The organism is Novosphingobium sp. SG754, from assembly GCF_013149315.1.
Lineage (GTDB): Bacteria > Pseudomonadota > Alphaproteobacteria > Sphingomonadales > Sphingomonadaceae > Novosphingobium > Novosphingobium capsulatum.
The window spans coordinates 352,159-365,038 of record NZ_JABGCC010000005.1; the positions used below are offsets into that span (position 1 = coordinate 352,159).

The 12,880-nt window shown below is 67.4% G+C and carries 10 protein-coding genes; 6 read left to right on the forward strand and 4 right to left on the reverse strand.

Going from position 1 to position 12,880, the window contains the following annotated elements; genetic code table 11:
• Positions 1–324: 324 nt before the first annotated feature.
• Complete coding sequence (locus tag FHW97_RS14765; RefSeq protein ID WP_022677666.1) at positions 325–522, reverse strand: hypothetical protein; 198 nt, start codon at positions 520–522, stop codon at positions 325–327.
• 429 nt (positions 523–951) lie between these two features.
• Between FHW97_RS14765 and polA the strand changes: the two genes are divergently transcribed.
• Complete coding sequence (gene polA / locus FHW97_RS14770; protein ID WP_168352103.1) at positions 952–3,792, forward strand: DNA polymerase I; 2,841 nt, start codon at positions 952–954, stop codon at positions 3,790–3,792.
• 218 nt (positions 3,793–4,010) lie between these two features.
• The gene (locus FHW97_RS14775) at positions 4,011–5,519 is read left to right on the forward strand and encodes a YifB family Mg chelatase-like AAA ATPase (RefSeq protein ID WP_168351998.1); all 1,509 of its coding nucleotides are present in this window, start codon (positions 4,011–4,013) and stop codon (positions 5,517–5,519) included.
• A 4-nt stretch (positions 5,520–5,523) separates the two neighbouring features.
• Here the strand turns inward: FHW97_RS14775 and FHW97_RS14780 are convergent, their stop codons facing one another.
• The 3 genes from FHW97_RS14780 to FHW97_RS14790 form a co-directional block, all read right to left on the reverse strand.
• Positions 5,524–6,300 carry a LytTR family DNA-binding domain-containing protein gene (locus FHW97_RS14780; protein ID WP_168352000.1) on the reverse strand — a complete coding sequence of 259 codons (777 nt, stop codon included), beginning with the start codon at positions 6,298–6,300 and terminating at the stop codon, positions 5,524–5,526.
• 7 nt (positions 6,301–6,307) lie between these two features.
• Positions 6,308–7,777, reverse strand: a complete 1,470-nt coding sequence (locus tag FHW97_RS14785; protein ID WP_028658226.1) for a sensor histidine kinase — start codon at positions 7,775–7,777, stop codon at positions 6,308–6,310.
• A 208-nt stretch (positions 7,778–7,985) separates the two neighbouring features.
• On the reverse strand, positions 7,986–9,509 hold the full coding sequence (locus FHW97_RS14790) for a fumarate hydratase (RefSeq protein ID WP_022677671.1): 1,524 nt from the start codon (positions 9,507–9,509) through the stop codon (positions 7,986–7,988).
• Between the two features lie 167 nt (positions 9,510–9,676).
• Here FHW97_RS14790 and FHW97_RS14795 point away from each other — a divergent pair, with 167 nt between their 5' ends.
• The 4 genes from FHW97_RS14795 (at position 9,677) to FHW97_RS14810 (ending at position 12,790) form a co-directional block, all read left to right on the forward strand.
• The gene (locus tag FHW97_RS14795) at positions 9,677–10,276 is read left to right on the forward strand and encodes a protein-L-isoaspartate O-methyltransferase (protein ID WP_054131697.1); all 600 of its coding nucleotides are present in this window, start codon (positions 9,677–9,679) and stop codon (positions 10,274–10,276) included.
• Between the two features lie 5 nt (positions 10,277–10,281).
• Positions 10,282–11,748, forward strand: a complete 1,467-nt coding sequence (locus FHW97_RS14800) for a TolC family outer membrane protein (protein ID WP_054131696.1) — start codon at positions 10,282–10,284, stop codon at positions 11,746–11,748.
• A gap of 74 nt (positions 11,749–11,822) precedes the next feature.
• Complete coding sequence (locus FHW97_RS14805; RefSeq protein ID WP_062783322.1) at positions 11,823–12,413, forward strand: DUF2497 domain-containing protein; 591 nt, start codon at positions 11,823–11,825, stop codon at positions 12,411–12,413.
• Positions 12,413–12,790 (forward strand): ferredoxin, encoded by a 378-nt coding sequence (locus FHW97_RS14810; protein WP_022675370.1) that lies wholly within the window; start codon positions 12,413–12,415, stop codon positions 12,788–12,790. The genes FHW97_RS14805 and FHW97_RS14810 overlap by 1 nt, the downstream gene beginning before the upstream one ends.
• Positions 12,791–12,880: the final 90 nt, after the last annotated feature.

A 12,880-nucleotide genomic window follows, 5' to 3' on the forward strand; every position in this document is an offset into this window, starting at 1 on the left:
CGCCGCGTCGCGCTAGCGCCCTTCGACAGGCTCAGGGCGGACGGGACCGTTGATAGTCCAGGACGAGCGCCGTTCGGGCTGAGCTTGTCGAAGCCCGTTAGCGCAAGGCCCAGCACCATCCCCAAGCCCCCTCCTCTAAAGAAGAGGGGGCTTTTGGCGTTCTGCTCCTCCTCTTCCGAGGGGAGCGGGGGTGGTGATGGACGCCACTGACATCGCTGCGCCGCACAAGCCGTTTTATCGCGATTCGCGCCGCACACGCGAAAAAGGGCGCGACCACGAAGGTCACGCCCTTTTCTATCTGTAACCTGCCCTTGCGGGCGGGGATTACATCTTCGCGGCAGCGCTCGCGTCAGCGGCGGCTTCCGAAGCCGAAGCGCTGGCGTCAGCAGCAGCAGCCGAAGCGTCGGCCGAAGCGTCAGCAGCTTCGCTGGCAGCTTCAGTGGCGGTGTCAGCCGGCTTTTCCGAGCAGCCGGCGAGGGCGAAGGCGGTGCCGGCGACGGCGGCGAGGATGAGCTTGCGCATGCGTTACAATCCCTGGATTGAAGTGAACCGCGCCGGGCAAAGCCCGCCGCAAAGCCTACTCCCACGGTAGACTTCGACGTCCCAATTAATCGGCAATTCATCGGCTTGCAAGCACAAGACGACAGCATTGCGACGGGCCGTCGCTATCGCCCTTAGCGGCAAGGGTTTTTTGCGCGAGCGCTGCTGCGCCAAAGCGCCCTGCCAAAGCGATGAAGCGTTAAATCTGCGTCATTCTCTTACGCAACTGCACACATCCATAAGGGTGCAACCGCAAACGGCGCGGCCTGTTCCAGATTCAGCACCAGACCTGTGCGAATATGATCCAACATACTGCCTGCATGAGCGGATTTGCCTGACTCGCGCGTGATCGGCCATGCCGGGCAACGCCCGGCGTTGTGGAATTTGTCCACCCCGCCTAGGACACTGGCCATGGATTCCCGCAACCACCTCTATCTCGTCGATGGCTCGGCCTATATTTTTCGGGCCTATCACCGCCTGCCACCGCTGACCAACCCGCAAGGCGTGCCGGTGGGCGCGGTCTATGGCTATACCACCATGCTGTGGCGCCTGGCCGAAGACCTGCACAAGGCCGATGGCCCCACCCACCTGGCGGTGATCCTCGACAAAAGCTCGATCACGTTCCGCAACGCCCTGTACGATCAATACAAGGCCAACCGGCCGCCGCCGCCCGAAGACCTCAAGCCGCAGTTCCCGCTGATCCGCGATGCGACGCGCGCGTTCAGCCTGGCCTGCATCGAGGAAGAAGGCCTGGAGGCGGACGACCTGATCGCCAGCTATGCCCGCGCCGCCACGGCCCAGGGCTGGGACGTGACGATCGTGTCTTCCGACAAGGACCTGATGCAGCTGGTGGGCAAATGCGCCCAGGGCGGCGCGGGCTGCGTCGACATGCTCGACACCATGAAGAACCAGCGCATCGGCATTCCGGAAGTGGTGGAAAAGTTTGGCGTTCCGCCCGAGCTGGTGGGCGATGTCCTGGCGCTGATGGGCGATGCGGTCGACAATGTGCCCGGGATTCGCGGCATCGGCCCCAAGACCGCGACCAAGCTGATCGTGGAACACGGCGGCCTGGAAGGCGCGCTTGCGGCTGCGCCGACGATGAAGGCAGGCAAACTGCGCGACAGCCTGATCGAGCAGGCGGACATGGCGCGCCTGTCGCGCCAGCTGGTAGCGCTCAAGGAAGACTGCCCGCTGCCCGTGCCGCTGGAAGACTTTGTCCTGGGGGCGATCCCGCCCGAGCCGCTGGCCGCCTTCCTGACGACCCATGGTTTCACCAGCCTGCTGCGCAAGCTGGGCACCCCCGCGCCTGCCGCTGCGGCCGCGCCGGCGGGCGATTCGCCGGCATCGGGCACGGCGGCCACGCCCGCCCCGGCCGAATCGACGCGCCAGCCACTGCCGACCTGGCCGGCGATCGACCGCGACGCCTATCCGTGCGTGCAAACGCTGGAGGCCTTGCAGGAATGGATCGACCGCGCCTTTGCCGCGCGGCTGGTGGCGATCGATACCGAAACCTCGGCCCTCGATTCGATGCGCGCCGATCTGGTCGGCGTGAGCCTGGGGGTGGGCGCAGGCCAGGCCTGCTATATCCCGCTGGGCCATCGCGGCACCGACATGTTCAGCGAGGTGCCCAGGCAGATCCCGCGCGAGGCGGCGCTGGCCGCGCTCAAGCCGCTGCTGGAAAGCGCGGCGGTGATCAAGGTGGGCCAGAACATCAAGTATGATCTGACCGTGCTGGCCCGGCACGGCATTGCTGTGGCGCCGATCGACGATACCATGGTGATGAGCTTCTGCCTCGATGCCGGGCGCAGCGAAACCGGCCTGGCCGGCCATGGCATGGATGAACTGGCCGGGCGCCATCTCCAGCACACCACCATGCTGTTCAAGGACGTGTGCGGCAGCGGCAAGAAGCAGATCTCGTTCGCCGAAGTGCCGCTGCCCGACGCCACGCGCTATGCCGCCGAGGATGCCGACGTGACCTGGCGGCTACACCAGCTGTTTGCCCCGCGCCTGGCCGACGAGGGCGGCACGCGCATCTATCAGCGGGTCGATCGTCCGCTGGTGCCGGTGGTGGCGCAGATGGAGCGCCACGGTATCCGCGTCGATCGCGAGCAGCTGGTCAACCTGTCCACCCGCTTTGCCGCCGAGATCGCGCGGCTGGAAGGCGTGATCCACGAAAAGGCCGGTGGCCCGTTCACCATCGGCAGCCCCAAGCAGCTGGGCGACGTGTTGTTCGACAAGCTGGGCTACAAGGGCGGTAAGAAGGGCAAGAGCGGACAGTATTCCACCGACCAGTCCGTGCTGGAAACCCTGGCCGGCCAGGGCGCGGAAGTGGCCACGCTGGTGCTGGAATGGCGCCAGCTGTCCAAGCTCAAAAGCACTTATACCGATGCTCTGCAGGCCGCGATCAACCCCGATACCGGCCGCGTGCACACCAGCTATAGCCTGGTGGGCGCGCAGACCGGGCGGCTTTCGTCCAACGATCCCAACCTGCAGAACATTCCGATCCGCACCGAGATCGGGCGCGAGATTCGCGAGGCCTTCGTGGCTGCGCCGGGCCATGTGCTATTGAGCGCCGACTATTCGCAGATCGAACTGCGCCTGGCCGCGCACATCGCCGATGTCGGCCCCTTGCGCGAAGCCTTCGAGCAGGGCGAGGACATCCACGCCCGCACCGCGCGCGAGCTGTTCGGCGAGGTGAACCGCGACACCCGCGGCCGTGCCAAGACGATCAACTTCGCCATTCTCTATGGCATCAGCCGCTGGGGCCTGGCCACGCGGCTGGGCACCAGCGCCGACGAAGCCCAGGCGATGATCGACCGCTATTTCGAGCGGTTCCCCGGCATCCAGCGCTATATCCACGAAACGCTGGAAAGCGTGCGCGCCAATGGCTTTTCCGAAACGCTGTTTGGCCGCAAGACCTGGTTCCCGCGCATCAATTCCGGCACCCAGGCCGAGCGCCAGGGCAGCGAGCGTGCAGCGATCAATGCGCCGATCCAGGGCACCAGCGCCGATATCATCAAGCGCGCCATGGCCCGCATGCTGCCCGCGCTGGCAGAAGCCGGGCTGCCGCGCGTGAAGATGCTGCTGCAGGTGCACGACGAACTGGTGTTCGAACTGCCCGAGGAAGACGTGGCCGCCGCGAGCGAGGTGATTCGCGCGGTGATGGCGGGGGCGGCAGCGCCATCGGTGCAGTTGACCGTGCCGCTGGGCGTGGAAATCGGCACCGGGCGGAGCTGGGGCGCGGCGCACTAAACGCGCAACACGCCCTCCCCCAGCCCCTCCCGCAGGCGGGAGGGGAGCGAACCCTTCTCCCCTTCCCGGACGCAGGAGGGGATCATCCTGATTCTCCCCCTCCCGCTTGCGGGAGGGGGTCGGGGGGAGGGCATGTGACACCAACAACTGCCACCGATTTGGCAGCACCCCTGCCCGCCCCCTTGTGACCCCGCGGCGCCATCGGCCACCGTGCCGGCATGGTTTCGCTTGTCTCGACCGTGGCCTATCTCGGCCTGGAAGCCCGCGCGGTGGAAGTGCAGTGCCAGGTGGCGCCGGGGCTGCCCTCGTTCCGTGTGGTCGGCCTGCCCGACAAGGCCGTGGGCGAGAGCCGCGAACGCGTGCATTCCGCGCTGGCGGCGCTGGGCCTGAGCCTGCCGCCCAAGCGCATCACCATCAACCTGTCGCCGGCCGACCTGCCCAAGGAAGGATCGCATTACGACCTGCCGATCGCGCTGGCCCTGCTGGCAGCGATGGGCGTAGTCGATCGCGAAACCATTGCCGATTACGTGGCGGTGGGCGAACTGGCGCTGGATGGGCGGATCATCCCCAGCCCCGGCGTACTCCTGGCCGCGCTGCATGCCAGCGGGGCCGAAAAGGGCCTGATCTGCCCCGCCGCGCAAGGCACCGAGGCACGCTGGGCCAGCGGCATCGACGTGATTGCCGCACCCGATCTGATCGCGCTGCTCAACCACCTGAAAGGCACGCAACGCCTGGCCCCACCCGAAGTGGGCGAGGCGCTGCCGCCGGTGCGGCTGGCCGATCTCAAGCAGGTGAAGGGCCAGGAAACCGCCAAGCGCGCCCTGGAAATCGCCGCTGCCGGTGGGCACAACCTGCTGCTGATCGGCCCGCCCGGCGCGGGCAAATCGTTGATGGCCTCGTGCCTGCCCGGCATCCTGCCCGAACTCACGCCGAGCGAGGCGCTCGAAACCTCGCTGGTCGCCTCGGTGGCCGGCACTTTGGAAGAGGGGCGGATCAGCCGCGCACGGCCGTTTCGCAGTCCCCATCATTCCGCCTCGATGGCGGCGCTGACCGGCGGCGGCTTGCGCGTGCGGCCGGGCGAGGTCAGCCTGGCGCACTTGGGCGTGCTGTTCCTCGACGAACTGCCCGAGTTCCAGCGCGCGGTGCTCGACTCGCTGCGCCAGCCGCTGGAAACCGGGGAAGTCACGGTGGCCCGTGCCAATGCCCACGTAACGTTCCCGGCGCGGGTGCAGTTGATCGCGGCGATGAACCCGTGCCGCTGCGGCCACCTGGGTGATCCGGCGCTGGGCTGCAGCCGCGCGCCCAAATGCGCCGCCGATTACCAGTCAAAGGTATCCGGTCCGCTGCTCGACCGCATCGACCTGCATGTAGAAGTCGATCCGGTATCGGCGGCGGATCTGGCCCTGCCGCCACCGGCCGAAGGATCGGCGCAAGTGGCTGCGCGGGTGGGCGCCGCGCGGGCACGCCAGACCGCGCGGCTGGAAGGCAGCGGCCGGCGCAACAATGCCGAGCTGGACGGCGATCTGCTCGACCGCTTTGCCACGCCGGACGAGGCCGGGCGCCAGCTGCTGTTCAAGGCGGCCGAGGCGATGCGCCTTTCCGCGCGCGGCTACACCCGCATCCTGCGCGTGGCGCGCACCATTGCCGATCTGGCCGGGGCCGAAGGCATCGGCCGGGTGCATGTGGCCGAGGCGCTCAGCTATCGCCGAACAGCGCCCCGGGCCTGACCCCCTACCGTCCGGCCATGGCCTTGGCCTTGGCCAGATAGGTCCGGCCGATGCGCAGCATGGTGCCATCGGCCAGTTCGGCCGACCAAACGCCCAGGCCATCGTGACGCAGCCCCAGGATGCGGTTGCGCCGCACGATGGTGGAGCGGTGCAGGCGAATGAAGTGCGCCGGGTCGAGCCGGTCTTCCAGCCGCTGGATGGTGTGCAGCATCAGATAGCTGCGCTGGCCCACGTGCAGCCGCACATAGTCGCGCTCGGCATCGATGCGATCGATATCGCCGGCGGCCACGCGCACCAGTTCGCTGCGGTGGGGCACCCAGAATTCCTCGATCCACTGCGCAGCCGGCGCCGTGGCATCGTCATGAGCAGGGGCAGCCGCAGGCACGGTGGGCGCCGGGGCAAGGGCCGGATCGGCCAAGGCAGCCTGGCGCGACAGGGCACGCTCCACCGCGCGTTCCAGCCGCTCTTGCGCCACAGGCTTGAGCACATAGTCGACCGCCTCGCAATCGAACGCCTCGACCGCGAAGTGATCGTGCGCGGTCACGAAGATCACCATCGGCTTGGGATTCTGCCGCACGAGGGCGCGCGCCACGCTGAGCCCGTCGAGTTCGGGCATCGTCATGTCGAGCAGCACGAGCGCCGGCGAAAGCGCCTCCACCAGCCGCAAGGCGGCCGCCCCATCGGCGGCGGTGCCCACGATCTGCAATGCGGGAATGCGCGCACACAGGATTTGCATGCGTTCGATGGCCAGGGGTTCGTCGTCCACGATCAGGGTGCGCATGGGGGCCTCAAGCAAGGTTGGATACGATGGGCAGGGTCAGCACGGTGGCATAGCCACCGGCCGGCAAAGGCGCGCTTTCCACCCGCGCCTGGGCGCCAAAGCGCGCGGCCAGGCGGCTGCGCACGTTGGCAAGGCCAATGCCGGTGCCGCCCGTGGGCAGGCTGGCATGATCGGCGCCAGGGCCATCATCGGCCACGGTCAGCACCAGCAGCCCGGCCGAAATGCGCGCGCGGATGCTGATCGTCACCGGCCGGGTGGTGGCAGACACGGCATACTTGATCGAATTTTCCACCAGCGGTTGCAGGATCATGCCCGGCACGCAGGCCTCGCTCACATCCTCGGGAACATCGAATTCCACGCGCAGCCGATCGGGAAAGCGTACGCCTTCGATCGCCAGGTAGTGCCGCTGCAGCGCGATCTCGTCGGCCAGGGTGACATCGGCGGTAGGATCGCCGGCCAGGCTGTGGCGATAGAAGCTGGAAATAGTCTGGATCATCCGCTCGGCTTCTTCGGTGCGGCCGACCATGACCAGCGCCGAGAGCGAATTCAAGGTGTTGAACAGGAAGTGCGGATTGACCTGATAGCGCAAGGAGCGCAGTTCCGCCGCCTTGGCCGCGCGGCGATATTCGCCTTCGCGCCATTCGGCGGCGCGGCGCTGTTCGGCATTGCCCAGCGCCAGATAGAGCGCGGCCCAGGCGATCAGCAGGAAATAGCGGCCCAGCGCGATATCGGTCAGTTCCTGCCAGCCCTCGTCCTTGTTGATGTCCTGGTTGATCTCCTGCGCGGTGGTGGCGGGCGTGGCTGGTTCGCGCGTGATGATATGCACGCCTGGCGCGGTGATTTCGGTGGTGCCATCGGCATGATGGCGCACGCTGACGTTATCGCGTTTCGGTGCCGCCTTGGGTGCTCGCGGTGCAGGGGGCTCCGGCGGCACATCGCCGGCCGCAGGCGGCGCGGGCGGTTCGGGTGGCTCGGGCGGGATCGCCGGCGCTGACGGCGCGGGTGGGGCAATATCGATCAGCATGTTGCCGCCGGTATTGCGCTGCGAGGCTTCCTTGCGCGTGGCGGCATCCTGGCCGGCATCCTGCTTTTGCGCTTCCTGGTCCCAGCGGGCCTCCACCGGCGCAAACGCCTGCTGGTTGATCAGCGCCAGCAACAGGGCGGCCGGCAACATGATCACCAGCGCCAGCGCCACGCGCCAGCCCAGCCGGCGATGATCCCAGCGGCGCAGCAGCGGCCAGGCCAGCACGGTCACGGCAATGCCGGCCATGGTCACCAGCGCGCGGCGCCACAGCAGTTCGATCCAGATCGACAGATCGGTATCGGGTGGCCCGACCAGGGCCCAGCGGATCGAGACCAGCACGAAATAGCACAGCCACAGCGCCGCCGCCGACAGGACCACCTGCCGTGCGGTGACGTGGCCCATGCCGGGCGGGGTATCGTCGGAGGTAGGGGCGGGGTCAGCCCGCTCTATCATGGCCATAACGCCTTGCTACGGCACGCGGGCACACCGCGCCAGTGCGGCGGTCGAACAGCGTGGGTGGTTGATCGAGAGTTTGCGCCAGGTTTCCACCCCCCCCCCGACCCCCTCCTCTAAAGAGGATGGGGAGCAGACACAAAAAAGCCCCCTCCTCTTCGGAAGGAGGGGGTTGGGGGTGGTGCGAAGCCTAACGCCAGGCAAGCGGTCAGGCCGGCAGCAGGCCTTCGTCGGCGATCTTCTTCTTCCACACCAGCGGGGCGAGCTGGTGCACGTTCTGGCCTTCGCTATCGACAGCCACGGTCACCGGCATGTCTTCCACGGTGAATTCGTAGATCGCCTCCATGCCGAGGTCTTCGAACCCGACGACCTTGGCTTCCTTGATCGCGCGGGCAACGAGGTAGGCCGCGCCGCCCACCGCCATGAGATAGGCCGACTTGTGCTCGGCGATCGACTGGGTGGCGGCCGGGCCACGCTCGGCCTTGCCGACGCACGACAGCAGGCCCTGGTCGAGCATCATGTCCATGAACTTGTCCATGCGCGTGGCGGTGGTGGGGCCAGCCGGGCCAACCACTTCCTCGCGCACGGGATCGACCGGGCCGACGTAGTAGATCACGCGGCCCTTGAAATCGACCGGCAGCTGCTCGCCCTTGGCCAGCATGTCCTGGATGCGCTTGTGCGCGGCGTCGCGGCCGGTCAGCATCTTGCCGTTGAGCAGCAGGCGATCGCCCTGCTTCCAGCCCTGCACTTCTTCTGCCGTCAGCGTATCGAGGTTGACGCGCTTGGCCGCGGCATCGGGTGCCCAGTGCACTTGCGGCCATTCATCCAGCTTGGGCCGTTCGAGATAGCTTGGGCCACTGCCATCGAGCGTGAAGTGCGCGTGACGGGTGGCGGCGCAGTTGGGGATCATCGCCACCGGCTTGCCAGCGGCATGGCACGGCGCATCCATGATCTTGACGTCGAGGATGGTGGAAAGCCCGCCCAGCCCCTGCGCGCCGATGCCCAGCGCGTTGACCTTGTCGAAAATCTCGATGCGCAGGCGCTCGATATCGGTCTGGGGCCCGCGCAGCTTGAGCTGGGCCATGTCGATCGGCTCCATCAGCGCCTTCTTGGCCAAGAGCACGCAGTGTTCGGCGGTGCCGCCGATACCGATGCCGAGCATGCCCGGCGGGCACCAGCCGGCACCCATCTGCGGCAGCATTTCGAGCACCCAGTCGACGATCGAATCGCTGGGATTCATCATCTTGAACTTGGACTTGTTCTCGCTGCCGCCGCCCTTGGCCGCGACATCGACGGTCACCTTGCTGCCCTTGACCATTTCGACGTGGAGCACGCAGGGCGTGTTGTCGCGCGTGTTGCGGCGGGTGAAGGCCGGATCGGCCAGGACCGAGGCGCGCAGCTTGTTGTCCGCATTCAGGTAGGCGCGGCGCACGCCTTCATCGACCACGTCCTGCAAGGACTTGTCGGATTCCAGGCGGCAATCCTGGCCCCATTCGATGAATACGTTGACGATGCCGGTATCCTGGCAGATCGGCCGGTGGCCTTCGGCGCACATGCGGCTGTTGGTCAGGATCTGGGCGATGGCATCCTTGGCGGCCGGGCCCTGTTCGGCCTCATAGGCATCGCCCAGCGCGCGGATGTAATCCATCGGGTGGAAGTAGCTGATGTATTGCAGCGCATCGGCCACGCTTTCGACCAGATCCGCTTCCCGGATCGTCACCATTTCCGCCATCGCAATTTCGCTCCTGCTACAGCATTCTGCCAATGCCCCTTACGCGCCGACAGACAGCATGCAAGACGCTTGGCGCAGCGCGGGCAATATTCTAGAGACGCTGGCGATCAAAGGCGTGTGCGACTGCGAAAGCGGCCCACGCATCCCGAACCTGATGAGGAATACCGATGAGCGTGGCAGTAGCTGAGGCAGCCGAGACGGGAATGGTGCGTGAACGCAAGGCCATGATCGAAAGCCAGCTGCGCGTGAGCGGGGTAAACGATCCGGCCGTGCTGGCCGCCTTTGCCGCCGTTGCGCGCGAGGATTTCGTGCCGGCAGACCGCCGCGCCCTGGCCTATATGGACCGCGCCGTGCCGCTGGGCGATGGCACCGTGCTGGCTCCGGCGCTCACCCACGGGCAGATGCTGATCGCCGCCGCCCCGGTGGCCGGCGAACGCGCGCTGGTGGTGGGCAAGCCCGGCACCTATCTTGCCGCGCTGCTGCGAGAGCTGGGCCTGGTAGTGACGCTGGCCAGCCCGGCCGACGATCTTGCCGCGCTGGGCCAGTTCGCGCTGGTTCTGGTCGATGGCGCGATCGAAGTGGTGACCCCTGCCCTGGAAGCCGCCGTGGCCGACGATGGCCGGCTGGTTACCGGCCTGATCGAGCGCCGCGTGGCGCGCCTCGCCCTGGGCCGCAAGGCTGCCGGCCAGGTTGCGCTGGGCGCGCTGGGCGAGGCAGACTTTGCCGTGCTGCCCGAATTTGCCGCCCCCAAGGGCTGGAGCTTCTGAACCCCATGTCGCGACTGAGCCGGTGGCGCGCGGCGGTGGCGGCAGGCCCCTTGCTGGTCGCCGCGATCGCCACGAGCAGCGCCCCGGCCCAAGCGGATGACCTGCGCAGCGCGCTGACCGCCGCCTACCAGACCAACCCCGATCTGCAGGCCGCGCGCGATTCGCTGCGCGCGACCGACGAGAACGTGCCGATCGCGCGGGCAGCAGCCCTGCCCTCGCTTTCGGGCAGCGCCAGCTACAACGAGTATGTCGACAAGGGCGGCTCGTATTTCTCCACCAGCTATCCCGATCGGGTGGTCAACCTGGGCGCGAACGCCGGGGTGCCGCTGTACAATGGGGGCGCGGTGAAGAACGGCATTCGCGCCGCCAAAACGCGAGTCGAGGCTGGGCGCGCTTCGCTGCGCGGCACCGAATCGAGCGTGTTCACCAGCACTGTCACGGCCTATATGGACGTGATCCGCGATGCCGCGATCGTCGGCCTGCAAAAGAACAACGTGCAGGTTCTCGAGGTCAACCTTCAGGCGACCAGCGACCGCTTCGAGATCGGCGACGTGACCCGCACCGACGTGGCGCAGTCGCGCTCACGCCTGGCCCTGGCGCGCGCCAGCCTGCGTTCGGCCGAAGCCAATCTGGTGGCCAGCCGCGAAACCTATGTGCGGATCATCGGCCATGCGCCGGGCACGCTGGAAGCGCCGCCGGCGCTGGCCGGCATGCCAGGTGGCGTCGAGGATGCGGTCGACTATGCGCTGGACAACAACCCCGACCTGCTGGCCGCGCGCGAGGCGAGCAAGGCCGCCGGGTTTGACGTGAAGGTGGCCGGCGCCAGCCGCCTGCCCACCATTGCGGCCAACGCATCGACCAATAATACCAACTATCTCAGCAGCTATCAGCCCGGCGTGCCCAATGCCTCGCGCAACATGGTAGCGGGGCTGACCGCGTCGATCCCGTTGTTCCAGGGCGGCGCGCCAGCGGCCCGCGTGCGCCAGGCGCAGGCCACCCAGGGCGCGACGATGGAGCAGGAAATCGGCACCGAGCGTGCGGTGATCGCCACGGTGCGTTCGGCCTGGTCGGCCTGGCTGGCAGCCAAGGAAGTTATCGGCCTCAACCAGACGGCGGTGGATGCCGCCGCGCTCAGCCTTGAAGGCGTGCGCGCGGAAAACACCGTGGGCAACCGCACCATCCTCAATATCCTCGATGCCGAGCAGGAACTGCTCAACGCCCAGGTGCAATTGGTCACCGCCAAGCGCAACGAATATGTCGCCGGCTTTGCGCTGCTTTCGGCGATGGGCAAGGCACAGGCCCGCGATCTCGGGCTCGATGGCGGGACGCTGTATGATCCCGTGGCCAACTATGAGCGGGTGCACCACCGCATCTGGGATTGGGACAGCGATCCCGCGCCGGTGGCCCGTGCCACCGCCACGGTTGACACCCCGGCCCAGGATGCGACAATCCCCGATCAGCCACTGCCCTGACCGCCGACGCCAGCCGCCGGTGATCGGGCACGAATATCTGTACAGCGTGGGCAACAGGAACGTGGGGGACAACAATGCGCCAGGCCGGTGAACCTTCGGTCGAGGAAATTCTCGAATCGATCAAGAAGGTGATCGCGCGCGATGTGCGCGGCGAAGCGGCGGCCACCCCGGCCCCGCGTGCGCCGATGTCTGCCGCGGCCGCTGCCGCCGCGATTGCCCCCGCGCTTCAGGCCCAGGCCGGGCGCGAGGGTGCCGCTGCCCCGCGCACCGCCGCCAGCAACCCGGCAATCAGCATGACTCGTGCTGCCAGCCCGGCCGACGTGCTCGACCTGACCGACGTGGCCGCGCAGATCATGGGCGAATATGGCAAGCCGGCGGCCGACGCCGGCACTGCGCCCGGTACCTGCGCCGAGGACGACGAGGACGAAGCCCTGGTGCCCCGCGAAGCGGCGGCGTCGATGCGTGATTCGCTGGCGGCGCTGGCCATGCTGGCCCAGCCCGGCGCCCAGCCGCAGATCGTGCGTTCGGGCGAAACCTCGCTGGAAGGCATGGTGCGCGACATGCTGCGCCCGATGCTGGCGCAATGGCTGGAACGCAACCTGCCGGTCATGGTGGAAAAGATGGTGGCCGCCGAAATCGCCCGCATCGCTGGCAAGCGCGGCTGATGGGCAAATCGGCCGACAAGGAAATTGCCGAGGCGGAAGGCACGCTGGCCAAGCTCGGCGGCTTTGCCCCGCAGCGCCACATTTTCCTCTGCGCCGATTCCGACAAGGACAAGTGCTGCTCTGCCAAGGAAAGCGATGCGGCCTGGTCTTTCCTGAAAAAGCGGCTGGGCGAATTGAAGCTGGGCGGCAAACAAGGCGTGCTGCGCAGCAAGGTTGGCTGCTTGCGCGTGTGTGCGGCAGGGCCGGTCGCGGTCGTCTATCCCGATGGCGTGTGGTATCATTCCTGCACCCCGCCGGTGCTGGAGCGGATCATCCAGGAGCACGTGATCGGCGGCGTGCCGGTTGCCGATTACCGGCTCAACCCGCCCGCTTCCTGAGCAGAAACGTCAGGCTTGTTGCCCTTTGACAGGCTCAGGGCGAACGGCCTTGCGAAAGGTTTCCGTTCGGGCTGCGCTTGTCGAGGCCCA